Below are 26,999 nucleotides of genomic sequence, written 5' to 3' on the forward strand. Positions count from 1 at the left end.
ATTTCGAGGGGCGATATCGGGCATTGTGCGATGATGTCGACTTCAACTGACTGTAAGGCGCCTTCATTCCTGATCGCACGCCTGAAAAACTGGCTGAGTATTGCCAGCAAAACTGAATGATCAAGCCCGACAAGGCATCAACTGCTGCCCAAGATATAAGGACATATCCCATGACCGACGCCCTCAAACCCGACTACCGCACCCCGCCCGCCGGCATGCTGCCTTTCCCCGACGCCGATGCCGTGTTCGTCCCCGACCAGCTCGACCTGGCCCACCACCTGCACCCGTTGTTCAGCCTCGACATCAGCCAGGTCAACCCCGCCTGGTCCGGCACCCTGCACATGCTCAGCCCGCTGGAGCCCGCCGAGTGCCTGGTCGGCGACCTCACCGAAGGCAGTGGCCACCACACCGACTTGCTGAAAACCAACTGGATCGGTTTCCAGCTCGAGAACGGCCGCTACCGCCTCTGCGGCGACCCGCGCTACTTCTTCCTGCACCCAGGCAACGCCGCCCTGCCCGACCCTCACCCCGGGGCCAGGGCCGACCTCGAGCAGCACTACGCCGAACAGCACGCCAGCTTCGCCGCCACCGTCGATGCCTACAGAAACAGCGGTGTACTGGCCCGCCCCGACTTCGACCGTGGTCAACCAGTGGAATTCGTGGACGAACTGGGCGGCGACGTCGACGCGCGAGCCAACTGGGTGGAGACTGTCGAGTTCCCCATGGAATACGTCGAGCTCGACGACGATGAGGACACGACCCTTGCCTACCCGCTGAGCCCGGCGGGCAACCGCTTCTACCACGTCGCAAGCGTGCCAGGCTGGCACTACCGTTCGGCCGGTGCGGACGCCATCGTCATGCTCTACGAACCAGTCGAAGGGCTGGTGCTGTTCTCCTTCGACTACAGCTGAGACCCGAGCAAGGCGACATGGACAGGTTGCTGAGTACTGTCATCTACCTTGGCGTGCTTTTCCTGGGGCTGATGCTCTGCTATGTGCAGGGACGCCAGCGTGAACGTTGGTGGGCGCGTATGGAGCGCACCTTCAGGGCGGACCTTGCGCACTTGCAACTCGAGGGCTTCGAGCTGCTGGTGGACAAGGTCAAGCCACCGGTGAGGGGCCGCGCGACACAAATCTACCGGATCCTGCGCGGGCACTGCGGGCGCTACTTCCTGTACATGAGTACCGACGATTGCCCTGCGGTCATCAAGCAACTGAGCGAGGAGCGGGCATTGCTGGCGGCTCGCCAGAGCGGTTATACGGTGCTGCCGATCAGTGGACGCCGCAGAACTTGAATGCGACCGGGGTAGGAAGTTCTATCCCACGTTGTGTAGCCTATGGCTGTCACCCCGGCCAGGACCGCCCGCCATGCTCTACCCCAAGGGCGTGGCCTTCCCGTTCATCCGCCGCTTCCTGAGCATCAACCAGGCCTTCCCCGAGCAACTGCCGGTGGAAGTGGTGCTGCTCTCGCTGAACACAAAGGAGGTGCGCCAAAGCGCCCTGAACAATGTCACATGCAAATTTAAAAGACACTCAACGCACATTAACACCCTTATTCGATAATCAAGCAATCACTGCGGCAGCGCTTTATTGCACCAAGGAAAAGCATCACGCATGGAAAATATAAAAAACTTCTTAACGCCCTGAATGACATGAGGCAGTATCGCCCCAAGAAAGGTTTCAACCGCTTCGAAAATGCAATTCAACGCGGCTGGAAATATGGATTAATCACTGCACCCGTGCCCTTAGGAGCGCTTTGTTCATTGGCGCTATGGCACACCTTCGTCAGCGTGATCTCAAAACCGTGGATTGAAGTTGCCGTCGGGTGCGGAGTAGCTTCACAACTCACCGCTACCTTGACCTTGATCTGCCCAATTCTACTAACGAGCCCATCGCACCGCCTTCGAAACCCGACACAAAAAGAATGCACCCCATGAAAATAGAGAAAATATGGATCACCAACATCCGCACTTTGCATCCCACTGAAGCTTGGGAACCTGGTGATGTACCGTGGGCGACTCATTTTGCGAGAATAAGAAACACCAAACCCGTGAATGTTCAAGGTGTAAATATTCTCATTGGAGAGAATGGTTCCGGGAAATCGACCCTCATCGACATCATCAGAGGCTTACGTGACAGGAACGTTCTAGCTTCTCTCCCGCGCGAGAACCCTGCTTATGGCACCTATCCCGCCTACTCGATACAATTTTCAGACGGAAGCCAGTGGACTTATTTATTCAGTACACCTACAGATCCATCCCTTGACCCCTTGGAATATGTGTACTGCCAACAGCGAATTGATCAGTTCGTCGATAGGTTTGGGCTTCACGGCCCTCAAGTAACGCTGACGGACAATACACTCTTGAGCAAACGTCCCCCTGCTACTGGCACTGCTGGCTTGCAGGATCTTCAAGGTGTTTACTACCTGAACGGCACCCCCATTGATTTAGCCCATGATCACACATTCACAAAAGCACTCAACAGCATCAGGCACTTGATACCCGGGATATTGACCCATAAAGACAGGCACGGTGAACCCGAAGAAATACTGGAGTCATTTGGACTATCTGATACTGGCTCCATCAATGTCTGGCTTGGGGTGGACAGCCTGATGCCAAACAACCTTCCTGCTGAATGGTTACCCTCAGGCTGGAGGGCTTATGCCAAAATCTTGCAATGGCTGGAAAGTTGCCCAACACATTCAATTTGCCTCATCGAGGAGCCCGAGCGGAGCTTGCACCCAAACTTGACCAGATCACTGACCCACGAAATACTGCGCACTTCAAAAGAAAAACAACAACAAATCTTCATCACCACGCATTGCGCCGCAATGATTGACGCGGCCACCCAAGCCAAGATCAATATATTACAGTGCAGTGGAACCTCAATAGAGGAGACCCCAAACCTGAAGCACGCACTAGACAGAATGGGATATCTTGCATCAGACCTTTTGATGAGCAACTGCATCATCTGGGTAGAGGGACCCTCAGACCGTATTTACATTAACTACTGGATCAAGGGTATTTCACCTACTCTGTTTGAGGGCGTGCACTATAGCATAATGTTTTATGGAGGACGCCTGCTCAGCCGCCTCACGATGAATGAGCATACGCAGGCTATGAACGATTTGATAAATCTCACTCACCTCAACCCTAAAGCCGCCGTCATTATCGATAGCGACAAGCGCTCGGAACACTGGAAAATCAATGAAACCAAACAGCGCTTGATCGGCGAGTTCTCCGGTAGCCCGTACAGAATGCACTGGGTCACAAAAGGGCGCGAAATCGAGAACTACTTGAACCCTGCCCACCTGTCATCATCTATAAAAGATCAGCACCCTCTGGCCCTCAAGCAGACGGAGTCAGGCCAGTGGGCAAATCTCATGAAATACAAGAAACGCTACGCTAGAAAATCCTCAGTGGCTAACAAAGTCGATGTCGCCGAGCGCTATACCATGACCCATGAGCCCGAGTACACTTTTCTCGACCTGAGCGACCGAATCAATGAGCTCTGCAACTTTATCAAAAGGTGTAACGGAAATCTGGCTTGAGCGCCATGCCCCTATTCCTTGGACCGACTCGCTTTCTACGAATGAACACCTAGTGCTGGTCTCCGTCGACAACAACTGACACGCGTAAACCGATCAACAGAGTGCTTAAATGGAACAAGCTTTGACCTGACGGCAACGGAGAACGCCAACCATGCCCTTCCCCATCCAGGACAAACTCGTCGTCGGCGTCGCATCCAGCGCCCTGTTCGACCTGACCGTCTCTGACGACATCTACCAGGCCGACGGCGTCGAAGCCTACCGCCTGCACCAGGAAGCCAACCTCGACGTGCCCTTCCCCAAGGGCGTGGCCTTCCCGTTCATCCGCCGTTTCCTGAGCATCAACCAGGCCTTCCCCGAGCAACTGCCGGTGGAAGTGGTGCTGCTCTCGCGCAACTCGCCGGAAACCGGCCTGCGGGTGTTCCGCTCGATCAACCACTACAACCTCGACATCACCCGCGCGGCGTTCATGTCCGGCCGCTCGCCCTATGAGTACATCCCCGCCTTCAATGCCTCGCTGTTCCTCAGCGCCCACGAAGGCGACGTGCAGCGCGCCATCGACGCCGACTACCCGGCCGGGCTGGTGCTGCCGACGCGCATCTACGACGACGAGATCGACACCGAGCTGCGCGTGGCCTTCGACTTCGACGGCGTGATCGCCGATGACGAGGCCGAGAGCGTGTACAAGCAGAACCTCAACCTCGACGACTTCCAGGCCCATGAGCGCGACCGCAAGGCCATCCCCCATCAGCCCGGCCCGTTGGCGGACCTGTACAAGAAGCTGTCGCTGATCCGTCAGCTCGAAGACCGCAAGCTGGCGCAGGACCCCGAATACAAGCGCATCCTGCGCATCGCCATCGTCACCGCGCGCAATGCGCCTGCGCACGAGCGGGTCGTGACGACGCTGAAGAACTGGGGGGTTTCGCCGGATGAGTCATTCTTCCTCGGTGGCATGGAGAAAGAACGGGTACTGCGGATTCTGAAACCGCACATGTTCTTCGATGACCAGCGCAGCCACCTGTACTCGGCGGCGGGGGATCTGCCGATGGTGCATGTGCCGTTCGGGGTGGCGAATAAAGGCAAGGGGCCGGAGGCTCCCTTGGTTTTGACTGCGGAGAGTGAAGCTACGCCGTCCGCCAATCCTCGCCGGGCATGATGCGGCGCATGAACTCATCGAACAACGGCACGGTGAACGCGGTATCGCCGTGGTTCGGGCTGTAGATCATCCCTTTTTCGATCAATGCACTGCGAAGCGGCGCCAGTGTGGAAACCTTGCGCTCCAGGCTGGCCGCAATATCGCCGGAACGGTGTGGACCAGGCCCAAGGTCCGACATACCGCGCAAGTACTTCTTTTCTGCAAGCGTCAGCCGATCGAAACGCACACGGAAGAAGCTTTCATCCAGCGTTGCGATCGTCTGCTCGGATGCCGTTTCCACGTCCGCTTTGGTGATGGGGCTCTGCTGCGCGACATCCCATGCGTGCTTGCCCCACTCCTGCAAGAAATACGGGTAGCCCTGGGAGTGCTCCAGCACACACGCCAGTGCCTCTTCTTCGAAGGCAACCCCTTCATCTTCGGCAGGCTGTGCAATCGCGAACCTTGCCGCCTCAGGCGCAAGCGGACCTATCTCAGGGAAATCGAACAACCGCTCGGCATAGGACTTCGCGTTGCCACACCGCGCTCTGAGCTGAGGCAGCCCCGCCCCAACCAGCGTGACGGGGAGCTGGCCCTGTGCGCAGCGGTGCAAAGCCGTGATCAGTGCAGCCAATTGTTCTTCGGCGACGTACTGCAGTTCGTCGATGAACATCACCAGTGCGGTGTCAGCGCGTTGCGCGGCCTTGCCGGCCTCCTCCAACAATGTCGCCAGGTCACCTTCGAGATCACCGTTGTCAGCCAACCCGGGCTCGGGCTCTAGATCCAGCCCTACTTCGATATCGGCGTAGGTGACCTTCAACGACCTGGCAAACCCGGCAAGGGCCCGCAGCCCTCGCTGCGCCATGTCTCGCGCAGCCTCCACCCGGCTCAGCCGAAGCAGCGCCAGCCTCAGTTGCGGCGCCAGCAGTGCCGGTAGCGAGCGGTTTTCCGGCGCCTCCATGCGAATGGCGTGGATGCCTTCGGCCTCGGCCTCGATGCGCATTTTCTCAAGCAGTACCGTTTTGCCCACACCGCGCAAACCGACCATCAATACGCTCTTCGCCGTTCGCCCACGACGAATGCGGGCGATCGCAATGCTGACCTGCTTGCGCAAGGCATCGCGGCCGGCCAATGCTGGCGGTGGTGCACCTGCGCCGGGGGAGTAGGGATTGGTGATCGGGTCCATGGTTATACCGAAATTAGCAGGTTTATCTATTTTAGATAAACTAGCTAACTTCACTTGATCTGACAACATCCCCCCTCCTCCACTTGAGCAAAGCGCCTTCGACGCTCACCTTCTGACTAGGAGCGCCATACAGTGGCGACGGCTAGCGAAGCTAGAGGGCAAATGCGCCAGTCGCAATCACCGAAAGCCCGGCGTTACAAGTTTCGGAATAGGACTACAGATTGAAGCTGTTCGCCGGAAAGTCGGGCCGCAAGTGCCTACGCTGCATCTACGTGGCAAGCGCGAAATCAGGGCGTTCGTTGCAGGGCTTGCCAACCCGGCAGCGCTGCTGAACGGCGCTTGATCGCCATTACGCGAGGTGCTGCATGAGCCTGATTCCCGAACTGAATGGCCGGGCCAATGCCCTGGTCTGCGGTGCCAGCCAAGGCATCGGCCTGGCCCTGTGCAGCGCACTGCTGGCGTGCGATGACGTCGCGCGACTGTGGGCGGTGTCGCGCCATGCCCGGAGCAATGACGCGCTGCTGGCGCTGGCGCAGATCCATGGCGAGCGCCTCACGCTGATCGACTGCGACGCCCGCGACGAGGCTGCACTGGCGGCGCTGGCCGCTGAGGTCGGGCGCAGTTGCGCTCACCTGCACCTGGTCATCAGCACCCTGGGCATCCTCCACCAGGACGGCGCCAAGGCCGAGAAGTCGCTGCTGCAGCTGGACCTGAGCGGGTTGCAGGCGAGTTTCGCGAGCAACGCCTTCGCACCGATCCTGCTGCTCAAGCACCTGCTGCCGCTGCTGCGCAAAGGGCCGACGACCTTCGCTGCATTGTCGGCCAGGGTCGGCTCGATCGGTGACAACCGTCTGGGTGGCTGGTACAGCTACCGGGCGAGCAAGGCAGCGCTGAACCAGCTGCTGCACACGGCGAGCATCGAGCTGAAACGGCTGAACCCGGCAGCGACGGTGCTGGCGTTGCATCCGGGGACCACCGACACCGCGCTGTCGCGCCCGTTTCAAGACAATGTGCCGGCGGGCAAGCTGTTCGAGCCGGCATTCGCGGCGCAGTGCCTGATCGGTCTGGTGGGCCGCTTCGGGCCCATGGACAGTGGCGGCTTCCGGGCCTGGGACGGGCAAGCGATCGAATGGTGAAGCCGGGCTAGCTGCCCGGCACCATCGCCACGGCACGGACAAAGCCCGCCGAAGCCGCGCGGATCTTGTAGGGGAAGCAGCTGACCCAGAAGCCTTTGTCAGGCAACGACTCGAGGTTGGCCAGCTTCTCCATCTGCCCGTAACCGATGTCGCGCCCGGCCTTGTGCCCCTCCCAGATGATCGACGGGTCCCCGGACTGCTCGAAGCGCGCACGGGTAAAGCTGAAAGGGGCGTCCCAGCTCCAGGCATCGGTGCCCACCACCCGCACCCCTCGCTCCAGCATCCACAAGGTCGCCTCACGCCCGATGCCCACGCCCGCATCGAGGTATCCGGGCTGGCCGAACAGGCTGCCGGCCCGGGTATTGATCAACACGATATCGAGCGGCTGCAGGGTGTGGCCGATGCGCTGCAGCGCCTGTTCGATTTCGTCCGGCTGGACCACATGGCCGTCCGCCAGGTGCCGAAAATCGAGTTTGACGCCGGGGCGCAAACACCACTCCAGCGGCAGTTCATCGATGCCGAACGCAGGCCGGGCGCCGTCGGCCAGTGCCTCGTCGGTGGTCGATGCGTAGTGCCAGGGCGCGTCCATGTGGGTGCCGCTGTGGGTGGTGATGCTCAGGCGCTCGGCGGCCCAGGACTCGTCACCCGGCAAGTCTTCCTTGCGCAGGCCGGGGAACATCGCCTGCATCTCCGGCCAGCCTTGCTGGTGATCCATGTAGTCGATGCGCGGCAGCAGCGGGGGTGGATCGGTGTGCGGGTTGTTGTCCAGGGTGACCGAAAGGTCGACCAGTCGGCATTGGCTGAAATCCATCTCATCTTCCCCCTTGTCCAGGCATGGCGGTGACAGTCTGTTCGATCACGCCGAACGGTGCTGCGCCCTGCTCGTCCACGGCGCGCATGCGCACCACGTCGCCGAATTGCAGGTAGTCCGTCAGCGCCCTGCCCTGGAGCTTGTCGACGGCGCGGCGCTCGGAAATACAGCTGAAGCCATCCTCTTCCCGCGCACTGGAAACGGTGCCGGAGCCGATGATCGTGCCCGCCCCCAGGCGCCGGGTCAGCGCCGCATGGGCGATCAACTGAGGGAAGCTGAAGTGCATCTGCCCGGCGTCGGGGTGGCCGAACCATTGGCCATTGAGCTGCGTGTGCAGGCGCAGCGCGACGCGACCGTCCTGCCAGCCTGCCCCCAACTCGTCCGGGGTGATCGCCACCGGTGCGAAGCTGGTCGAGGGCTTGGCATGGATGAAGCCGAAGCCGGTGGCCATCTCGCGCGGGGCCATCGCGCGCAGGCTGACGTCGTTGAGCTGGACGATCAGCTTGATATGGCTGCCTGCCTGGGCCGCGCTGCAGCCCATGGGCACATCGTCGAGCACCACGGCGAACTCGCCTTCGAAGTCGATGCCGTAGCCGGCATCCGCCACCTGGATCGGCGCGTGGGCGCCGCGGAAGTCATCGCCGGCGCCCTGGTACATCAGCGGGATCTTGTCGACATCGGCAATCGGTGGCAGGCCGAACGCCTGCTGCATGCGCTGGCCGTGCTGCAGGAAGGCCGAGCCATCGCACCATTGAAACGCCCGGGGCAAGGGCGCCATGGCCTGGCTGGGGTCGAAGGCGAACGCGCCTTCGGCCTGGCGCAGGTTGAGCCGCCGGTACAGGTCCGCCAGCGCAGGCGCGACCTGGTCCCAGCCCTCGATCGCCTCGCGCAGGGTCGCGGCATGCGGGCTGGCCGAGACCGCCAGGGCCAGGTCGCGGGACACCACCAGCAGGCAGCCATCGCGGCTGCCGTCACCCAGGGTCGCGAGCTTCATGCCACCGGCTCCGCAGCCTTGCCTTTGCCCGCTGGCGGGCCGCCTGGCGCCCACTTGGCCTGATGGGCGAAGAGGAAGTACTGCGAATTGTCCGCGCCGGGTGCAGCCTCACGCGCGGTCCAGTGGTCGTCATGCAGGTCCATGTCGGCGTCGTATTCGACGTTGCAGCCCAGCGGGCTCTTGAAATACCAGAACCAGTTCGAGCCGAGCTGATGACGCCCCGGCCCCCAGAACGAGGTGTAGCCTTTTTCCACGAAACGGCTGCCGGCCAGCATCACCTCGGTCGGCCCGCCCATGTGGAAGGTGAAGTGCTCGATGCCCTTCATGGCCGGCGGCGTCTGGATCAGGAACAGGGTGTGGTGGTCCTGGGTGCCCGCCGGCCGCATGAACGGCCCGACGCCAGTGAAACGGTCGGTGCAGACGAAGCCGATGCGCCGATAGAACGCCTCGGCCCGCGCGGCATCGGGCACGAAATACACCACGTGGGACAGGCTGCGCGGCAGCGCCACCTGGTTGGCGGTCAGCCCGAGCTGGTTGACCTGGCGCCGCACCACATCGCCAGGGGCGTTCACCGCTTCGGCCAGCAGCGCGATCGGGCGCCGCTGGGTCACCTGGAAGCCCAGTGCGAAGCCCATGTCGTCGACGCAGCGCAGCACGCCGTCGTCGCCCCGGCGAACGTCACGGTCCTTGCGCAGTTCGCGCTCGATGGCTTGCAGGTCGTCCTCGCCGGCGACGCCGTAGACGGTCTCGCGCAGCTGGGAGGCAGTGTCCATCGGCGCCGGCAAGCGGGCGTCGTCGCGCGCCCGGAGGATCACCGCCGTGCCGTCGAGTGCCTCGAACCGGCCGCCGGACTGATCGACGCCGATCGGCTCGAGGCCGTAGTCGGTCAGGTAGCGTGCGCAGGCGGCCAGGTCATCGACGCCGAACACGAGGTAGTCAGGGCCAAGAATCTTCATCATCGGTTCCTTGTGGGTCATCAGGGTTCAGGCCGTGCGGGCGCCCAGGGTTTCTGCCACCCAGTCGGCGATGTAGTGCCCGGCGTTGATCGAGTTGTCGAAGCTGGAGTGCTGCACCCCGCCTTCGCGCGGGGTGAACACCTTGAGTTCACGTTTGGGGCTGTTGACCAGTTGCGCGTAGGTGCGCTCGGCCCACTTCAAGGGGATCTGCGAGTCCTGTTCGCCGTGGGTGACCAGGAACGGCACACGGATGCGGTCGAGGATGCCGTCGAGGTGGACCTGTTCGGCGATGGTCATGAATTCATCGATGTCCTTGCCGCCCCAGACCCAGCGCACGTGCTCCCAGTAATGCGGCACCGGGAAGTCGCCTTCGCGCGCCAGGCGGCGCTTCTGCACCTCGCGCCAGTCATGGTTGGCGCCCCAGACCACGCCGCAGGCGAAGCGTGGCTCGAAGGCCACCGCGCGCGGGCAGTAGTAGCCGCCGAGCGACACCCCTTCCAGGCCGATGCGCCCGGGGTCGATGTCGGCGCGGGTTTCCAGGTAGTCCACCACCCGGCTCGCCCAGTGCTCGCTGTCGAAGCGCGCCTTGAGCCCCTGCAGGCGGATCGCCTCGCCCGTGCCGGGCTGGTCGACGATCAGCGAGGCGATGCCGCGTTTGGCCAACCAGGCGGGCAGCCCGACCCGGTACTTGAGTTCCTTGGTCGAATCGAGGCCGTTGACCTGCACCAGGATCGGCGCCGGGCCTTCGACGCCTTCGGCGCGCACGTACAACGCCGACAGGTGGGTGCCGGCATACGGGATCTCGACCCGCTCGCAGTTCTCATGGCTCAGCCGCAGGCCGCGGGCGAAGGTGTCGAGGAAGGTGCTGTACAGCGCGGCGCGACCGGGGGCGCCATGCCCCTGCAAGCGCTCGCAGGTCATGTAGTAGATGGCGGCGCGGTTGAGCTTTTCGCCCGCCGACAACAACCGGCCCTGGGCCTCGTCTTCCTGCGCCAGGGCGCAGAGTTTGTCGGCCATGGCCGACCAGCTGGCGCGGAAGGCGGCGCTCGCCTCGGCATCGGGTTGAGTGGAGGCGTTCAGCAGGGGGGCACACATCTGCTCGATTTCACCGATGCGCGCGCCCATTTCAATGGCCAGGTCGACGGACAAGTTCCATACGTAGTGCTTGGGGAAGTATCGAAACATGGAAAACCCTTTGCAGAATCCATTAACGGGTTGAACTCAGAAGTTCCAGTACATGCTGGTCTGCCACAAGAACGCGTCCCCGCGTTTGGGTACCAGCGTCGGGTTGTCCTGGTAAGTGAAACCGTTGATCCAGTAGATGCCTTTGGTGACCCGGAAGGCGTGGGAAAGTGAAACGGCCGTGATGGTGTCGGCCGGTTCCAGTCCCTGTTGGCCCAGGGCTTCACGGAAGTCCTTGCTGATGAACGAACGAGTGAAACCGAGTGAGGTCATGTCGCGTGGGCGCCCGGGGAACAGGCCGATGTCGTACAGCGTCGCCTGGATGTCGCCGTGGTAGGCGTTGCGGTCCTCCGGCGCCCAGCTCGCCTTGGTGTCCAGGTACAGCCCCTGCGGGGTGCCCGGGTTGGGCGTGGTCAGCTGCACGGTGTTGGCCACGTAAGCGCCGTAGTTGCTGTCGGTCGGCTGCTGGGTCTTGAAGTAGGTGTAGTGGGACGTGTTGTAGATCAGCCCTGCGCGAAACCAATGCGAGCGGCTGGTTGCAGTGGGCTGTACCTTGTAGCCGAACTCGTTGACGAAGATCGGGTTGGCGCCATCGACCCGCAGCTTCAGGCCGGAGGGGTTCTTCTGCACATCGGCCAGGAAGCCTTCCGGGGTCATGCTGCGGCTGATGGAGGAATGGTTGTACCAGCGCTTGCTGCTGTCGCGGAAGGTGACATCGAAGGCCGGCGTGGGCGCATTCAGGCTCAGGCCCACCTGCACCGGGATCACACTGGTCGGGCCCAGCGCCGCGGACGCCGAGTTGCCGCCCAGGATCATGCCGTAGAACTGGCGGATCAAGGGATAGAAGCCGTATTGCAGTTCCAGCCTGCCATCGTTCAACGGCTGGTTCACGGCAAGGATCGCCACGTTGTTCAGGCGCGGGTAGCCGGCCTCGTAGCTGGACGTCTGCCATTGCGGGTTGAAGGTCAGTTGCGCGCCTTTGCTGAAACCGATGCGTTCCAGGTCATAGGTCAGGTTGAGCGACAGGCTCTGGTTCCAGGTGAAGTTCTGCCCGCCGTATTCTTGCGGGTTGCGGTTCTGGCCCTTGAGGTCGTACATGCCCATCGGGTTCCAGCTCAGCTGCAGGCCGATACCGTGATCGGCAAGGTCGGAGCGCAGCCCACCGACATCGCCCAACAGCGACTCGCAGACCGAAGGCGCACGAATGACCGCGGTGGCCCGCGGGCTGAACTGGTCGAAATACTCGCAGCTGTGGCGTGCAGGAGGCTCGGAGGCCTGCACGGTCGTCTCCGCTTCTTCGCTGGAGACCGCGAAAACAGCAGTGGCGAACAACGATGACCCGAGCAGTACGGCAAACGATGGCAGGCAACTGCCCATTGGACTTTTAAGCACGTCATGACTCCCGAAGTTCTTGTAGTTTTTACGGAAACCGCCGCAACTTGCGGACTTGCGGCATTAGTAGTTCACAGCCGCCGACAACTTAGAAATCGTTTATGACGAGCACTCGCTATCTCGATTGTTTATGCCTCGCATCTTTCAATCAGGTAATCGGATAACGCCGTATCGATATTTATCATGCCCCCCGACAACGCTTCGCTGCGCATACTTCCAGGCTGTTAGCCACTCGCGGAGAATTCCAATAATGCGTAACGCGATGATCGATGTAGATGTGCTGATCGTGGGCAGCGGGCCGGTTGGCGCGACGTGCGCACGCCTGCTGGTCGACGATGGCCAGCTCAATGTGCTGATGGTCGATGCCGGCCCGGCGCTTTCCGGGCGCGCCGGCGAGCATGTGCGCAACCTGCCTGAGCCGGCGCGTGTCGAAGCCCAGGTCGCCGCCCAGGGGCCGACCGCCTTCCGCTACGCCGTGCCCGGCATGCCCGAGCGCGCCAATGCCGCGGTGTCGGGTGACTACCGCCTCGAACACCTGGTGCGGCCTGGCACCCACCTACCCAATGGCGAGCGCTGGGGTGACCTGCCGGCCGCCGCCTGCTCGACCAACGTCGGTGGCATGGGCGCGCACTGGACCTGCGCCTGCCCGACACCGGCCGAGGGTGAAGCGATCGGATTCATTCCCGCCGAGCAGATGCAGGCCGCACTGGCCAAGGCCAGGGAGCTGCTGCAGGTCAGCGCCAGCGCGTATCCGGACACCCCGGTCAGCCAGCGCCTGCGCGAGCGACTGGGCAGCGCCTTTGCCGATGTCACCTCGGCCAGCCGCGCGGTGCAGCGCATGCCCCTGGCGTGCAGCAGCGACCAGGGTCAACGCCGCTGGAGCGGCAGCGATACCATCCTCGGCGCGCTGGCGGAGCCGTCGGGCCGGCCCGAGCGGTTCGAGATCCGCCACGACACGGCCTGCCTGCAGCTGATCGTCAAGCACGACCGCATCGTAGGCGCAGACCTGCTGGACCGCACCAGCGGCACCCGCTACCGGGTCGACGCGAAGACCGTGATCGTCGCCGCCGATGCCTTGCGCACCCCGCAACTGCTGTGGGCCTCGGGCATCCGCCCGCAAGCCCTGGGCCGCTACCTCAACGACCAGCCCCAGGTGGTGCATGCCGTGCGCCTGGACGCCGACGACTGCGGCATCAACCAGCCCGGCGCCGACCCGACCGTTGGCGTGTACTGGGTGCCCTACGACCGCGAGCACCACCCGTTCCACGGCCAGGTCATGCAGATGGAAGCCTGCCCGGTGGCCCTGGCCGACGAGGCCCAGGCGGACGTCGAGCACATCGTCGCCATGGGCTGGTTCTGCTGCAAGCAGGACATCCGCGCCGAAGACCGCGTGCGCTTCAGCGACAGCGAAAAGGACTTCCTCGGCCTGCCGGCCATGACCCTGGACTACAGCCTGACCGCCCGCGACCTGGAACAGGTCGGCAAGGCGCGTGACTTGTTGCAGCGTGCCGGCAAGGCGCTCGGCAAGCCGCTGGGCGAGGCGCCACTGATGCTGCCGCCGGGCAGTTCCCTGCACTACCAGGGCACCACGCGCATGGGCGAGGCGGACGATGGCACCAGTGTCTGCGACGACCATGGCCAGGTGTGGCGCTACCAGAACCTGTACGTGGCCGGCAACGGCGTGATCCCCACCCCCACCGCCTGCAACCCGACGCTGACCAGCGTCGCCCTCGCCGTGCGCGCCTGCCAGCGCATCCTCAAGGAGTGCCGAGCATGATCACCCTCAAGGGCCCTTCGCTGTTCGTCGCGCAGTTCCTGGGCGACAGTGCCCCCTTCGACACCCTCGACAACCTCGCCGAATGGGCCGCCGGGCTGGGCTACAAGGCGTTGCAGCTGCCTTGCGACCCGCGGCTGTTCGACCTGCAGCAGCTGGCGAGCAGCCAGGCTTACGCCGACGACCTGCGCGGCCGCCTGGACCGCCATGGCCTGGTGATCAGCGAGCTTTCCAGCCACCTGCAAGGCCAGCTGGTCGCCGTGCACCCGGCCTACGACAGCCTCTTCGACGCCTTTGCCCCCCGAGCGGTGCGTGGCAACCCCGGCGCCCGTCGGGAATGGGCCACCGAGCAGGTGGCGCTGGCGGCGCACGCTTCTGGCCGCCTGGGGCTCACGGCCCATGCGACGTTCTCCGGGTCGCTGGCCTGGCCCTACCTGTACCCCTGGCCACAGCGCCCGCAAGGCCTGGTCGAACTGGCCTTCAAGGAGCTGGGCAATCGCTGGCGTCCGCTGCTCGACAGCTTCGACCGGCATGGCGTGGACGTGTGCTTCGAACTGCATCCGGGTGAAGACCTGCACGACGGGGTCAGCTTCGAGCGGTTCCTGGAGGTGGTCGAGCAGCATCCGCGGGCGAAGCTGCTGTACGACCCGAGCCACCTGCACCTGCAGCAGATCGACTACCTGGCCTTCATCGACCACTACCATGCGCGCATCGGCGCCTTCCACGTCAAGGATGCCGAGTTCCGCCCCGATGGTCGCCAGGGTGTGTATGGCGGCTATGGCGACTGGGTTTCGCGCGCCGGCCGTTTCCGTTCGCTGGGCGACGGGCAGATCGATTTCAAGGCGATCTTCTCGCGCCTGGCCGCCAACGACTATCCCGGCTGGGCCACGCTGGAATGGGAGTGCTGCCTCAAGCACCCCGAGGACGGCGCCCGTGAAGGGGCGCGTTTCATCGACGAACACATCATCCATGTAGCGGAGCACGCCTTCGACGACTTTGCCCGCAGCGCCGTCGACCAGGCGGCCCTGGCGCAGTTGCTGGGCATTGGCGGTGGACGATGAGTGCGCTGGCACGGCGCCTGCGCCTGGGCATGGTCGGCGGCGGTGACGGCGCCTTCATCGGCGCCGTGCACCGCATGGCCGCCAGGCTCGACGACCGCTTCGAATGGGTGGCGGGCGCCTTCAGCCGCGACCCGGCCCGGGCCGCCGCCAGCGCCCGGGCGCTGTTCATTGCCCCCGAGCGCAGTTACCCCGACTGGCAGGCCATGGCCCGCGCCGAGGCGGCGCGTGACGATGGCATCGACGCCGTGGTCATCGTCACGCCCAATCATCTGCACATCCCGGTGGCCTCGGCGTTCATCGCCCAAGGCATCGACGTGATCTGCGAAAAGCCGCTGGCGCGCACCTATGCCGAGGCCCATGCCCTTGCGCACAGCGTGCGCGCGAGCGAGCGCATCTTCGCCGTCACCCACCCCTACAGCGGCTACCCCATGGTGCGCGAGGCGCGCCGGCTGGTGGCGGCCGGCGCCATTGGCGAGGTGCGCGTGGTGCAGGTCGAGTACGCCCAGCAATGGCTTGCCGAACCGGTGGCCAGCCCCCAGGCGAGCTGGCGTGACGACCCCGCCCAGGCCGGCCCGGCCGGTGCCTTGGGCGATATCGGCAGCCATGCCCTGCACCTGATGGAATTCGTCAGCGGTGTGGCGCTGAGCGAGGTCTGCGCGGACTTGGCCTCGATGGTGCCAGGGCGGCGCCTGGACGATCAGGTGCAGGCCTTGCTGCGCTTCGAAAACGGCGCGCGCGGTGGCCTGTGGGCCTGCCAGGTGGCGCCCGGCCAGGACAACGGCCTGCGCTTGCGACTGTTCGGCAGCAAAGGCTCGCTGGTGTTCGATCAACAGCAACCGGAGACGCTGCTGGTGACGCCAAGCGGCCAGCCCACGCAAATCGTCAAGCGCGGGGCGGGAGAACATGGCCGGCAGCGCGATGCATTGCTGCGCCTGCCCGCAGGCCACCCGGAGGGGTTCATCGAGGCCTTTGCCCAGCTCTACTGGGACTATGCCGAGCGCTGGGCCGCCCGTGCAAGCGGGCGCCCCGCCACCCACGCCAGCCTGCTGTTGCCAGGCTTCGAGGAGGGGCTACGCGGGCTCGCGGCCATCGAAGCCATGCTGCGCAGCCACGCCCTGGGCAGCCAGTGGGTGAAGCTGGAACACTGACTGGCCCTCGCCGGCCGGTGCCTGCAGCAACTCGGCTGCACAGGCGAGCAACTGCTCGCGCAGCCACGCGTGTGCCGGCTCCTGGTCGCGGTGCCTGGGCCATTGCAGCACCTGCCGGCACCGCGGCGCCTGCTGCGCGGCATTGAGCATGCGCAGGTTGGGGTAGCGCTGGCAGAAGCGGCGCGCGATGAAGTCCGGCAGCCGCACCCGCAGGTTGCTCGCCCCCAGCAGCGCCGGCAGTGCCAGCAGGTGGTCGGTGCGCCAGCCTTCGGCGCCTTTTGCCTCCAGGTCCGAGGCGAACACCTCGCCGCCGTCGGCGGGGTCGACCACGAAGCTCGGCTCGGCCGGGCGCTGGCTGACCAGCGTCGCCAACGGCACGTCGAGCAGCACCTGGCTGGCATACGCCGGGTCCTGCTCCTCGCTGGGCACGATCAGCAGGTCGGCGCCATGGCGCAGGAATGCCTCCTGGACCGCGGCCTCGCCCAACTGGGACGTCGACAACACGTCCAGGCGCGCCCCCGGCGCCAGCTTCACCAGGCGCTGGTACAGCAACGGAACGAGAAACCCGGCATACACGTCCGAGCACATCACCTTGAACGATTGACGGGTGCGGGCGGCATCGAATGCCAGGTTGCCGCGGGCTATTTCACCGGCCTGGCGCACGGCATGGCGCACCTTGTCCTGCATCTCCAGCGCCAGTGGCGTGGGGCGCATGCGCCGGCCGTCCAGCGCCAGCAGCGGGTCGTCGAAGTGCTGGCGCAGCCGCGCCAGGCCGGCACTGATCGCCGGTTGGCTGACATGCAGCTGCTCGGCGGCGCGGCTGACGCTGCAGTGTTCGAGCAAGGCATCCAGCACCACCAGCAGGTTGAGGTCTAGAGCCCGATAGCGCATGGCAGCGCTCCTGTGTCCGCCACGCGCACGCCATTGCGGATCAGCTGCCGCAGCCAGTCATGCAGCGGCTCCTGCAGGGCACCGGCGCGCCAGGACAGCCGCTGCACCAGCTTGCTCGCGGCGAAGGGCAACGGCCACACCTGAAGCGGCTTTGTCGTGCGGTACGCGCGGCTCAGGGAGGCCGGCACGCAGGCGATCGCCTCGCCGCTTTCCAGGTAGCTGTCCAGGGCCAGGTAGCCTGGCACCTGCGCGCTGATCTCCCGGGCCTCGTCACCGGCGAAGCGCTGGCCCGCCACGCGCAGGTGCGGCAGGCGGTCGAAGGTGTCCAGGCTCAGGCCGGCCTGCAAGGCGGGGTGATCGGCACGGGCGATGCAGTGCCACTCCTCCTCCAGCAGCACCTCGCTGTGGCTGCCGGCTTCGCTGGCGATCATGAAGTCGATCCGCTGGCGGGCCATCCAGGCATCGAGGTTTTCCGTGCAGCCCCTCGGCGCGGCCAGCAACTGCACCTGCATGGCCGGCGCTTGCCGGCTGATCGCCTGGATCACCTGCGGCAGCAGTTGCTGGGCCTGGTCGTCGGTGCAGGCGATGCGCACCGTGGCGTGGCATTGCGCGGGGACGAAGGTCGAGGGCAGCGCCAGCAGCCCGCCCACCGCCTGCAGCCATTGCCTGACGAGGGGCTTGAGTTCCTGGCTGAGCGCCGTGGGCAGCATGCCGTGGTTGCCCTTGACCAGCAGCTCGTCGCTGAAATGCTCGCGCAGCCTGGCCAGCGACGAACTCACCGTGGACTGGCCAAGGCCCAGGCGCTGCGCGGCCCGCGACACATTGCACTCCTGCAGCAGGATATCCAGAACCAGCAGCAGATTCAGATCCAGTCCCTTCAAACGCATGGGCATCCCTCCATCGGTTCGCGCTTTTTCTTGTTGTGGTGGCAAGCCGCACAGCTTGCAAATAGAACCATAATTCTGGTTCTATGCCTCATAGTTATTTGCCTTTTCATGCCCGTCAAGTTTTTCCTTGCGGGCCACCGGAAAAAACTCCAAGCTTGCCGCCATGACCACATCAAACGTACGCCCGCCCCAGCAAGACCGAAGCCGCCAATCCTTGGAAAAAGTGCTCGCCGCTGCGCGTCAGTTGTTGTGCGAAAGCATGACCGCGGACCTGACCCTGAGTGACGTGAGCAAGACCGCCGGGGTGTCGATCGGCTCGATCTACGGCCGCTTCAAGGGCAAGGACGACCTGCTGCAGGTGGTGTTCGAGGATGCGCTGGAGAAGATGGACCTGGAATGGCAGGCGCTGATGCAGGCGCTCGACGCCCGCCCGCTGACGCTCCCTGAGCTGCTGCCGCAGCTGGTGGACACCCTGGCCGAATTCCTCGCCCGGCATGCGGCGATCCTCAAGCCCTTCATGAACCGCGCCGGCCAAGGCGACATCGTGCGCTCGGGCAAAGAGGCCCACAGCAAGATGGCCGACGCCTTCATCGCCCGCATCAGCGCCCACCAGGATGAGATCCGCCACCCGGACCCTGAACGCGCGGTCCACTCCTGCTTCCGCATCACCTACTCCTCGCTGGCCCGCTTCCTCGGCCTGGGTTCGGCGGCGGATGCTGCCGGCGAAGGTGACTGGAACCACTTGAAAGAAGACCTCAGCACCATGAGCGTGCTGTTCCTGACCCGCTGAGCGCCCTCCCCCGACCCCACTGATCCGAGAGGGGTTGGCGTCGCCGCAAAATTAGAATTAGAATTCTTGTTTTATCCTGACTGGGAGGTAGCCCCTTGAAGGCAATAGACCCGCACGCACGCGCTTTCATCATTCTGCTGGCCGCCGTGAGCGCCCTGGGCGCGCTTGGCATCGACATGGCGCTGCCGGCCAATGGCAGCACCGCTTTCGCACTGGGCATCGCGCCGGAAACCATGGCCTGGTCACTCAGCGTGTTCCTTGCCGGATTTGCCACGGCCCCGCTGCTGGCGGGCCCGCTGTGCGACCGCTACGGCAGGAAACCGGTGCTATTGGTGTCGCTGCTGCTGTTCAGCGTGGCGAGCCTGGGCTGCGCCGGCTCCGACAGCCTGGGCACGCTGCTGGCCTGGCGGCTGCTCCAGGGCATTGGCGGCGGCGCCGGCAGGCCGGTTATCCTGGCGATCATGCGCGACTGCTTCGAGGGCAGCGCGGCACGCAGCAAGCTGTCGTTCATGGCCGCGCTGGGCATGTTGGCGCCGCTGCTGGCGCCCAGCCTGGGGTCGCTGCTGATCGGCGTTGCCCGCTGGCAGATGCTGTACGTGCTGCTGGCGGTCTATGGCGTGGTGGTCGGGCTGCTGCTGGCCCGCGGCTTCACGGAAACCCTCGCCTCGCCCCTGCCCCAGCTCGGGGTGAAGCGCTTGCTCGGCGGTTATGCAGGCGCACTGCGCGAGCCGCTGTTCGTGGCCGGCACACTGGTGACCTCGGCGTCGTTCGCCTCGATCTTCGCCTACGTGGGCGCCGCCCCGAGCCTGTTCATCGATGAGCTGGGGCTGACCCCGCAACAGTTCGGCCTGGCCTTTGGCGCCTGTTCGGCGGGGCTGATCGTCGGCGCGGTCGGCAACGGCAAGCTCAGTGCCCGGCACGTCGATGCGCACACGCTGCTGCTGGCCGGTGCCGGGCTTGCAGTCACGGGCTGCGCCGGGCTGGCCCTGTGCGCGCTGTTCGCTGCCGAATCGATCTGGCCCTGGCTGGCCAGCATCATCGCCCTGACCATGTCTGGCGGGCTGGTGAGCGGCAATGCCACGCAGCTGGCGTTGCAGCCGTTCCGCCAGCACGCCGGTACCGCCAGCGCCCTGATGAGCGCCCTGCAGATGGCCGGGGCGTCGCTGGCCGGGGCCTTGGTCGCAGGCTTCGCGGCCCTGGGCAGCGGGCCTTCGATGGTGATCGTCTGCGCCGCCTGCCAGGCCTTCATGGTCGGCGGGATCGTCTGGCTGCGTGCCCAGGCTGCGCAGGGGCGAACGGCAAACGCCCCGGCGGAACCGCTGCACTAGCCATGAAAAAAGGGCCTCCTGTTCAGGAGGCCCTTTCATGCGTCACCCGGGTGAAGCGTCAAGCCGGGACTTTGCGCAGCGCATGCCCATGGCCCGAAAGCGTGTAGGCAAAGATCGCCGCCCCCAGCACCAGGCCCACGCACCCCAGCACCGAGAACGGCACCAGGATGTTGCCATCGGCCTGCACGCGCAGCAGGTTGACGAACAACGGGCTGACGAACATCCCGGCGAAGAAGGCACTCGACCACGCCCCCATCGCCCGCCCCCGGTGCGCAGGCCCCACCAGCGACGCCACCCAGAAGATCATGGCGCTGACGGCCATGCCGGCACCGACCTGCTGCACCACGGCGCCCACGCCCATGGTCAAGGTACCCTGGGCCAGGCCGATGATGACCATGCCCACGCCGACGAACACCAGCGTGACGCTCAGCACCCGCTCCGGCGTGGTGCGGCTGGAGACGAAACCGAACACCAGCGCGCCCACCGGCACCGCCAACGCCGGCAGCGACATCAGCACACCGATACGCTGGGGCGACGCGCCATCCAGGGCATGGAAGGCACTGCCGGCGTTGATCGTGTAGACGTAGTACACCACGGCGATGACGAAGGTGATCGCGCAGATGGTGGCGATACGCAGCCAGGGGAACACGGTGTCGTCGATCAGCGGCTCGTCATCGTGGCGTTTCTCGGCATCGGGCTCGAACATCCACACCTTCATCGCCAGGCACAGCGGGAAGGCAATGGTGTAGATCCAGAACGCGCCATTCCAGGCCATCGCCGTCAGGTAGCCGGAGCTGGCAATCACCGCGGCCGCCAGCGACGGCCCGACGAAGCCCTGCAGGGTCAGCCAGAAGCGCCGGCGGCGGACGTTGAAGTAGTTGATCAGCATGGTGTTGGCCAGGGTCAGCACCACCGCCTCGGCCAGCCCCACGCCCAGGCGGCTGGCGAAGATCACCGCCAGCGACTCGCACCACAGGGGCATGGTGCCGCACAGGCCGAACAGCAAGGTGGCGCCGATCAGCATGCGTCGGCGCCCCAGGCGATCCGCCAGCAGGCCGGCGAACGGCGCGGTCAAGGCGATCATCAGCCCCGGTGCGGTGATCATCAGCGGGATCAGCACCTGGGCGTACTGCACTTGGGCGAAGTGCTCGATCAGGGTCGGCACCGCTGGGGCCAGCGAGACGATGGCGAGGATGGGCAGAAAGCCCGTCAGCACCATGATGAGCCCTTGCGCCACACCGGCGCGTTGAGCAGTTTCAGTAGCAGAAAGGGTATTTCCCACGACCTTCTCCTTCATTGTTCTTGTGGAGATGAAACAGACTGGGCACGCAGCAAGGCGAACCGGGTCGGCCCGATTCGCCTGCATTCATGTGAACATCGCGATCAGCAGCTCAGCGCGACATCCGCCTCGCAGGTGGTGGTGGGTACGAACGGCAGGTAGGAAATCCGCAGTTTCTCGGCGAGCTTCAGGCGATGCTTGCCCGCGGCCAGGCCACCGGGCCTGAGCACGATCAGCTCGGCCTTCTCGCCGAAGTTCCAGCGGTCGTCGTAGACGGTTTCCAGCTCGTCGAGGCTCCAGCTGCGGCCACGCACGCTGAAGCGGATGTCGCTGCGCTCGACCGCCTCGCCATTCACGCTGATGGCGATGTCCTCGATCATCGACAGGCCCAGGCCGCGGTAGTACGGCAGGCGGGCGAGGAAGCGGAAGCCGGTTACCTCGCCGCCTTCGACGACGTTGCTGAAACCTTCCTGGCAAATCATGTGTTTATCGAACATCGGGGCAATCCTCAGGCAGCCAGCGCGGCGGGCAGGTCTTCGTTGAGCAGTTTGCAGAACATGCGGTGTTGCAGGCGCACCTGGTGCAGGCTGTCGACCTCGAAGGCGTCCTCCACCCAGCGGTTGCCCTCGTACTCGGAGCACAGGTACCCCGCGTAGCCACCTTTTTGCAGCACACGGACGATCTCGTCGTACGGGATCGACCACTCTTCCAGGGCCTCGGTCATCTCGTAGAACTTGGCGTGGATATTGTGGATGCGCGGCATGAAATCGAGCATGCGCTTGGGTTCGAACGCCGCGTTGTGGCGCAGGGTTTCGGCCATCGCGACTTGCGGGCCCGGGCCCCATTTTTCCATCACGTCGAGGATCACGTATTCGCTCAGACGACGGTCTTCATAGCTCTTTTCGATGAAGTCGGCGGCGGCGACCGGGCAGCCATTGCGGATGAAGCGCTCTCTCCACACCCGTGGGAAACGGAACAGGAACATGCCCATGTCCGGCAGGAAGCCCAGGGCCTGGCTGCCGGAGCGCTCGTAGGCTTCGGCGTGGCGGATGATCCAGGGGTGGTCGAAGTGCAGCGGCGCGTGAACTTCCAGCAGAATCTTCAGCCCCAGCTCTTCGGCATAAGGGGCGGCGGCCACCAGCACCTCGGGCTCGACCGAGACCAGCGAACGGACATACTTCATGCCCAGGCGCGCGGCGAACTGCAGGTCGTTGCGCACGCTGCGCACCTGCTCGTCGAACGGCATCGGCCGGCCCTTGTAGCGTTTGTAGTCGAGCATGAAATCGTGGCTGACCGGCACGGTGCCGTGTTTTTTCATCAGGTGATGCCAGTGCTCGATGGCAGTGTCGGCCACGCCCTGCTCCGGCCAGCCGGCAAACGTCTGCTCGCCGACGATCTCGATGCCCAGCGCGCCCATGTCGGCGCAGTGGCGGATGCAGTCGGCCAGGTCCATCTTGCCGAGGAAGGTTTCGTTCTGGAAGCTGTACAGGCTGACGCCGCGTTTGATCTTGTTGTTCATGACGGTTTCCTGGGGGGTGGTTTACAGGCCGGTGGCGAGTCGCGCGCTGGCCAGCGATTGCAGGGAAGGCTGGGTGGGCCTGTACTCGAGGCCGATCGCCTGCTGGTAGCCCAACGCCTTGAGCCGTTGCAGCAGGTCGCTCCAGTCGAGCTGGCCGGTGCCCGGTTCGTTGCGGCCCGGCAGGTCGGCGATCTGTACGTGGCGCACCAGATGCATGCGCCCGCGCAGCACGTCTTCGAGGGATTCGTCCATCACGCTGGAGTGGTACACATCGAACAGCAGCTTGAGGAACGGGCTGCCGACTTCCTCGATGATGTCCAGGGCTTCGCGGGTGTCGTGGAGGAACATGCCGGGGTGATCGATGCGGGTGTTGAGCGGCTCGACCAACAGCTCCACCCCGGCCGCTTCGGCCAGGCGCGCGGCGTCGCCCAGGGCCTTCACCGCCGCGGCACGCTGCTCGGCATGGGGCACGCCTTCGCGGGTGAAACCGGAGGCGACGATCAGCGGTGGCGAGCCGACCTGCCGGCTGGCGGCCAGGCTGTCGCGCACCGCCTCGATGAACTCGGCATGCTGCGCCGGGTCGACCAGGCTGCGGCGCGGGTCGACGCAGAAACTGGTCAGGGTCACGCCGGTTTCGCGCAGGGCTTGCGCCACCTGCTCCATGGGTTTGTCACGCCACAGGTGGAACTCCACGTGGCTGAGGCCTGCGGCTTTCGCCGCGCGGATGCGGTCGGCGAACGCCGGGCAGTCATCCTGGAAGAGCCATTCGATACAGGCTGAGGGGTACACGTCCTACCTCCTTGTGCGGCGGTCATGCTCCGCCATTATTGTTCTGAACAAGTATTCGCGTTCTATTATTTTTTGCAGTGAGCCACAGTTTTCGCGCCGCTGCCCAATCGTTTATTTCGGGGTGGTGGTATCGCCGGCGGCAATACCTTCAGCGAACAGCGAATTCCAGGCGCCCGCGTCTACATGGCCCTTTTCGTCGACGTGCAGTGCCAGTTGCAGCCAGCCCTCGGTGCTCGAGGCGCCCAGCGTCAGGCGATACAGGCCGGGGTGCAGGCGCCAGCGCTGTGCCTGGCAATCCCAGCGGGAGAAACTGCGCGCTTCGAGCACCAGGTTGGCGACCGCCCTGCCCGCTGTCGGTACCTCCACCGCCTGGAAGGCTTCCAGGGAATAGCGAGGGGCCTGACCCTGCTGCGCAGGTGCCTGCAAGTACAGCTGGGGCACGGCTTTGCCTGGGCGAGCCGAACCGTTGAGCAACGACAGGCTCACGCTCAGGGCATCCACATGCGCGCCCGTCAGCTGGGCCACCTCAGGTTCGATCGACGCATAGCCCAGGCCATGGCCGAACGGGAAGGCAGGCTTGAGCGCATTCGCCGCAAAGTGGCGATACCCCACCCACCAACGCTCCTGGTAAAGCAGGTTGCCAGCGGAATCCGGGGTCAGCGACCAGGCCGGGTAATCGCCCTCGCGCTCGGCAAAGGTCACCGGCAGGCGCCCGCCCGGCTCCCGATCACCGGCCAGGACCGAGGCCAGTGCCGGCCCGAAGCCCTGCCCCGGGTACCAGGCGACGAGCACCGCAGCGGCGTGCCTGAGGCACGCGGTGTCCACCGGGTGCGCCACATTGAGCACCACCACCGTGCGCGGGTTGACCTCGCACACCGAGCGGATCAGCGTTTGCTGCGCGGCGCTCAGCTGGGTGGTATCGCGGTCGACGCTTTCCAGACCGGCGTCGGCGGTTTCGCCCACCATCAGCACGACGCTGTCCACGCTGCGCGCCAGCGCCACGGCTTGCTCGAGCAGGTTGCCCGGCTCGGGCGGCCGGCAACCGAACCACAGGCCATGGGCCAGGCTGCGGCCGAGGTTCATCGAGTACTCCAGCGAAACCTGCTGGCCCTCCTCGAGCGCGACATCGACCGTGGTGTGCGGGCTCTGCATCAGCTTGCCCATGATGTCGCCGGACAAGGTGACGCCATCGAAGCTGGCGTGCACCTGCCCGTCGATCGACAGGCTCACCTCGCCCGTACCGCCGAGGAAGAAGCGGTGCACGCCACTGCGCCGTGCCTGCATGACCGTGCGCGCGGTGACGTTGGCGGTGCCTTCGAGCGCCAGCAGGTCGCCCACGCCGGGCATGTGCTTGAACCAGATCAGCGATGAAGCATGCCGCGCTTCTTCATGCACCTGGCGCCCTTCGGCATCAAAGAACGTCACGTTCAGGTTCAGCGGCTCACGCCGTTCGCCGACGTCGCGGATAAGGGGTGGAATGCGGTAGTCAGCGGCCACGCCCTCGGCATACAGCACCTCGGCAAAGCGCGCCGCCAGCGAGGTGACCGGCATCTCGGTGGTCGGGTCGAGCGCCACCTTGGCGAAGGTGCCGCCCTGGAAGCAGGGCTGGACCGCATTGGGGCCAATCACCGCGATGCGTTTCTCCTTGCCCGGCTGCAGCGGCAACAGACCGTCGTTGCGCAGCAGCACCATCCCGGCCGCCGCCGCCTCTTCGAGCACCTTCCTGCGCTCGGCCTCGGCCGCGCTGCTGGTGTCGTAGGGTGCCGGGCTGGCAACGCGCTCGGCCAGGCGCTGCAGGCGCGCCGCAGCCTCGACCACCTGCTTGCCCACGGCGGCACTGCCGCCCACGGCCTCGCCCATATGGCGTGCCGGCCCGGGCATTTCCAGGTCCAGCCCGGCGCGCAGGCTGGCGCTGCCATCATGGGTGCCGAACCAGTCCGACATCACCAGCCCGTCCCAGCCCAGGTCCTTCTTGAGCCAGCCAATGGTCTGGCCCAGTTCGGCGCAGCGCACGCCGTTGACGCTGTTGTACGCGGTCAGCATGCCCCAGGCGCCGCGCTTGGCGGTGTACTCGAACGGGCGGAAATACACCTCGCGCAGGGTCTGCTCGTCGACCTCGACATTCATGTTGCGCCGGTCGGTTTCCGAGTCGTTGCACACCAGGTGCTTGATCACCGAGGCCACGCCCCGTGACTGCACGCCTTCGGCCCAGGCCCCGCCCAGGTGCGAGATCAGCAGCGGGTCTTCGCCGAACAGCTCGAAAGCCCGGCCCGCCAAGGGGCTGCGCATCAGGTTGAGGTTGGGCGCGAGCAGGCCCTGGATGCCCAGGCGCAGCGCCTCGTCGCCCACCACCTGGCCGACCTTGCGCACCAGCGCGCCATCCCAGCTGGCCGCCAGGGCCAGGCCACAGGGCGTGAGCAGGGCCAGGTCGCGCTCGTCCACCCGCCCGCCGGTGATGCCCATCGGCCCATCGGAAAAGCGCACGGACTTCAGGCCGATGGCCGGCAGCGGGTGGGTCGACCACATGTCCTGCCCCGCCGTGAGGTGCGCCAGCTGGCGCCAATCGAACGCCGGGCTACCCATGGCTGATCCTCTTTCCTGCGCCCTGATGCCGGGCCGCCATCGCCAGGCTCTGCTCGGCAAGCGTGGCCAGCGATGCGGCCACTTGCGCGTCAGTGCAACGCCCTTCGCCATCGAACAGCGCGGTGCCGGCGGTATTGAGCGTCACACCCAACGGTGTCGGCCAGCCACGCAGCGCATGGACGATGGCGCGCAAGGCGCCCAGGGTGGTGTTGCAGCCCTGCCAGCCGGCGGCCGTGACGATGCACCCCACCGCACGGCCATCGAGGTACACGCGGCTGTCCTGGCGCAAGTCTTCCAGCAGGTCGATGGCGTTCTTCACCAGGCCCGACACCCCGCCGTGGTAGCCGGGCGTGGCGAAGATCACCCCATCCGCGGCCCGCACGGCCTCGATCAGGGCCACCTCGGCCGGCGTGCGCTCGGTCACCTGCGGGTCGAAACTCGGCAGTGCCGACAACTCCGCGCCGCCGAACAACAGGGTCCGCGCGCCGAGCTGGCGCGCACGCTCCAGGGCACAGCGCAGCGCCTTCTCGGTACTCGACCCCGGCCGTGTGGTGCCACCGATGCCGACGATCAACGGCCGCTCGGCATCATGCAAATGAACGGTACGATTCATGG

The 26,999-nt window shown here is 65.0% G+C and carries 24 protein-coding genes and 1 pseudogene; 11 read left to right on the forward strand and 14 right to left on the reverse strand.

Features of this window, described 5'->3' with window-relative positions; genetic code table 11:
- Nucleotides 1-170 precede the first annotated feature (170 nt).
- The 5 genes and pseudogenes from ACIP21_RS25790 (at nucleotide 171) to ACIP21_RS25810 (ending at nucleotide 4,702) form a co-directional block, all read left to right on the forward strand.
- Nucleotides 171-911, forward strand: a complete 741-nt coding sequence (locus ACIP21_RS25790) for a hypothetical protein (RefSeq protein ID WP_400693858.1) — start codon at nucleotides 171-173, stop codon at nucleotides 909-911.
- Nucleotides 912-928: 17 nt separating this feature from the next.
- Nucleotides 929-1,294 (forward strand): hypothetical protein, encoded by a 366-nt coding sequence (locus ACIP21_RS25795; RefSeq protein ID WP_400693861.1) that lies wholly within the window; start codon nucleotides 929-931, stop codon nucleotides 1,292-1,294.
- A gap of 79 nt (nucleotides 1,295-1,373) precedes the next feature.
- Nucleotides 1,374-1,562 (forward strand): annotated as a pseudogene (locus ACIP21_RS25800) (5'-nucleotidase); the annotation flags it as partial.
- A 370-nt stretch (nucleotides 1,563-1,932) separates the two neighbouring features.
- The gene (locus tag ACIP21_RS25805) at nucleotides 1,933-3,549 is read left to right on the forward strand and encodes an ATP-dependent nuclease (RefSeq protein ID WP_400693864.1); all 1,617 of its coding nucleotides are present in this window, start codon (nucleotides 1,933-1,935) and stop codon (nucleotides 3,547-3,549) included.
- A 151-nt stretch (nucleotides 3,550-3,700) separates the two neighbouring features.
- Nucleotides 3,701-4,702, forward strand: coding sequence for a 5'-nucleotidase (locus tag ACIP21_RS25810; protein ID WP_400693867.1), 1,002 nt, complete (start codon nucleotides 3,701-3,703; stop codon nucleotides 4,700-4,702).
- On the opposite strand, the gene ACIP21_RS25815 is transcribed toward ACIP21_RS25810, so the two are convergent.
- Nucleotides 4,671-5,864, reverse strand: a complete 1,194-nt coding sequence (locus ACIP21_RS25815; RefSeq protein WP_400693870.1) for an ATP-binding protein — start codon at nucleotides 5,862-5,864, stop codon at nucleotides 4,671-4,673. The genes ACIP21_RS25810 and ACIP21_RS25815 overlap by 32 nt on opposite strands.
- A 365-nt stretch (nucleotides 5,865-6,229) precedes the next feature.
- Between ACIP21_RS25815 and ACIP21_RS25820 the strand changes: the two genes are divergently transcribed.
- Complete coding sequence (locus tag ACIP21_RS25820; RefSeq protein ID WP_400693873.1) at nucleotides 6,230-7,000, forward strand: SDR family NAD(P)-dependent oxidoreductase; 771 nt, start codon at nucleotides 6,230-6,232, stop codon at nucleotides 6,998-7,000.
- Between the two features lie 7 nt (nucleotides 7,001-7,007).
- On the opposite strand, the gene ACIP21_RS25825 is transcribed toward ACIP21_RS25820, so the two are convergent.
- Genes ACIP21_RS25825 through ACIP21_RS25845 form a run of 5 tightly spaced genes read right to left on the reverse strand, consistent with a single transcriptional unit; the run spans nucleotide 7,008 to nucleotide 12,335 of the window.
- A complete protein-coding gene (locus tag ACIP21_RS25825) occupies nucleotides 7,008-7,811 on the reverse strand; it encodes a cyclase family protein (protein WP_400693876.1) in 804 nt (267 codons plus the stop codon).
- Between the two features lies 1 nt (nucleotide 7,812).
- On the reverse strand, nucleotides 7,813-8,805 hold the full coding sequence (locus ACIP21_RS25830; protein ID WP_400693878.1) for a fumarylacetoacetate hydrolase family protein: 993 nt from the start codon (nucleotides 8,803-8,805) through the stop codon (nucleotides 7,813-7,815).
- A complete protein-coding gene (locus ACIP21_RS25835; protein ID WP_400693997.1) occupies nucleotides 8,802-9,761 on the reverse strand; it encodes a VOC family protein in 960 nt (319 codons plus the stop codon). Before ACIP21_RS25835 ends, ACIP21_RS25830 begins: the two co-directional genes overlap by 4 nt.
- A 27-nt stretch (nucleotides 9,762-9,788) precedes the next feature.
- Nucleotides 9,789-10,946, reverse strand: coding sequence for an alpha/beta hydrolase family protein (locus tag ACIP21_RS25840; protein WP_400693881.1), 1,158 nt, complete (start codon nucleotides 10,944-10,946; stop codon nucleotides 9,789-9,791).
- A gap of 36 nt (nucleotides 10,947-10,982) precedes the next feature.
- The gene (locus ACIP21_RS25845; protein ID WP_400693884.1) at nucleotides 10,983-12,335 is read right to left on the reverse strand and encodes a carbohydrate porin; all 1,353 of its coding nucleotides are present in this window, start codon (nucleotides 12,333-12,335) and stop codon (nucleotides 10,983-10,985) included.
- 262 nt (nucleotides 12,336-12,597) lie between these two features.
- Here ACIP21_RS25845 and ACIP21_RS25850 point away from each other — a divergent pair, with 262 nt between their 5' ends.
- Genes ACIP21_RS25850 through ACIP21_RS25860 form a run of 3 tightly spaced genes read left to right on the forward strand, consistent with a single transcriptional unit; the run spans nucleotide 12,598 to nucleotide 16,318 of the window.
- Nucleotides 12,598-14,112 carry a GMC oxidoreductase gene (locus ACIP21_RS25850; RefSeq protein ID WP_400693887.1) on the forward strand — a complete coding sequence of 505 codons (1,515 nt, stop codon included), beginning with the start codon at nucleotides 12,598-12,600 and terminating at the stop codon, nucleotides 14,110-14,112.
- Entirely contained in the window at nucleotides 14,109-15,170 is a 1,062-nt protein-coding gene (locus tag ACIP21_RS25855) for a sugar phosphate isomerase/epimerase family protein (RefSeq protein ID WP_400693890.1), read from the forward strand. The genes ACIP21_RS25850 and ACIP21_RS25855 overlap by 4 nt, the downstream gene beginning before the upstream one ends.
- On the forward strand, nucleotides 15,167-16,318 hold the full coding sequence (locus ACIP21_RS25860) for a Gfo/Idh/MocA family protein (RefSeq protein ID WP_400693893.1): 1,152 nt from the start codon (nucleotides 15,167-15,169) through the stop codon (nucleotides 16,316-16,318). The genes ACIP21_RS25855 and ACIP21_RS25860 overlap by 4 nt, the downstream gene beginning before the upstream one ends.
- Here the strand turns inward: ACIP21_RS25860 and ACIP21_RS25865 are convergent.
- A complete protein-coding gene (locus ACIP21_RS25865; RefSeq protein WP_400693896.1) occupies nucleotides 16,241-17,209 on the reverse strand; it encodes a LysR family transcriptional regulator in 969 nt (322 codons plus the stop codon). The two genes, ACIP21_RS25860 and ACIP21_RS25865, sit on opposite strands and share 78 nt — an antisense overlap.
- The gene (locus ACIP21_RS25870) at nucleotides 17,191-18,096 is read right to left on the reverse strand and encodes a LysR family transcriptional regulator (protein WP_400693899.1); all 906 of its coding nucleotides are present in this window, start codon (nucleotides 18,094-18,096) and stop codon (nucleotides 17,191-17,193) included. The genes ACIP21_RS25865 and ACIP21_RS25870 overlap by 19 nt, the downstream gene beginning before the upstream one ends.
- Before the next feature lie 163 nt (nucleotides 18,097-18,259).
- Here ACIP21_RS25870 and ACIP21_RS25875 point away from each other — a divergent pair, with 163 nt between their 5' ends.
- Both ACIP21_RS25875 and ACIP21_RS25880 read left to right on the forward strand, forming a co-directional pair.
- Nucleotides 18,260-18,886, forward strand: coding sequence for a TetR/AcrR family transcriptional regulator (locus ACIP21_RS25875; RefSeq protein WP_400693902.1), 627 nt, complete (start codon nucleotides 18,260-18,262; stop codon nucleotides 18,884-18,886).
- Nucleotides 18,887-18,981: 95 nt separating this feature from the next.
- Nucleotides 18,982-20,214 carry a multidrug effflux MFS transporter gene (locus ACIP21_RS25880; RefSeq protein WP_400693904.1) on the forward strand — a complete coding sequence of 411 codons (1,233 nt, stop codon included), beginning with the start codon at nucleotides 18,982-18,984 and terminating at the stop codon, nucleotides 20,212-20,214.
- A 58-nt stretch (nucleotides 20,215-20,272) separates the two neighbouring features.
- Here ACIP21_RS25880 and ACIP21_RS25885 read toward each other — a convergent pair whose 3' ends face one another.
- The 6 genes from ACIP21_RS25885 to ACIP21_RS25910 form a co-directional block, all read right to left on the reverse strand.
- A complete protein-coding gene (locus ACIP21_RS25885) occupies nucleotides 20,273-21,496 on the reverse strand; it encodes an MFS transporter (protein ID WP_400693907.1) in 1,224 nt (407 codons plus the stop codon).
- A 101-nt stretch (nucleotides 21,497-21,597) separates the two neighbouring features.
- The gene (locus ACIP21_RS25890; protein ID WP_400693910.1) at nucleotides 21,598-21,990 is read right to left on the reverse strand and encodes a DUF6379 domain-containing protein; all 393 of its coding nucleotides are present in this window, start codon (nucleotides 21,988-21,990) and stop codon (nucleotides 21,598-21,600) included.
- Between the two features lie 11 nt (nucleotides 21,991-22,001).
- Nucleotides 22,002-23,012, reverse strand: a complete 1,011-nt coding sequence (locus tag ACIP21_RS25895; RefSeq protein ID WP_400693913.1) for a sugar phosphate isomerase/epimerase family protein — start codon at nucleotides 23,010-23,012, stop codon at nucleotides 22,002-22,004.
- Between the two features lie 21 nt (nucleotides 23,013-23,033).
- Nucleotides 23,034-23,801, reverse strand: coding sequence for a hydroxypyruvate isomerase family protein (locus tag ACIP21_RS25900; protein WP_400693915.1), 768 nt, complete (start codon nucleotides 23,799-23,801; stop codon nucleotides 23,034-23,036).
- A 111-nt stretch (nucleotides 23,802-23,912) separates the two neighbouring features.
- Nucleotides 23,913-26,384, reverse strand: coding sequence for a beta-glucosidase (locus ACIP21_RS25905; RefSeq protein ID WP_400693917.1), 2,472 nt, complete (start codon nucleotides 26,382-26,384; stop codon nucleotides 23,913-23,915).
- Entirely contained in the window at nucleotides 26,377-26,997 is a 621-nt protein-coding gene (locus ACIP21_RS25910; RefSeq protein WP_400693920.1) for an NADPH-dependent FMN reductase, read from the reverse strand. Before ACIP21_RS25910 ends, ACIP21_RS25905 begins: the two co-directional genes overlap by 8 nt.
- Nucleotides 26,998-26,999: the final 2 nt, after the last annotated feature.

The sequence above is a fragment of the Pseudomonas sp. NPDC089401 genome, assembly GCF_044749485.1.
In the GTDB taxonomy this organism is placed as follows: Bacteria; Pseudomonadota; Gammaproteobacteria; order Pseudomonadales; family Pseudomonadaceae; genus Aquipseudomonas.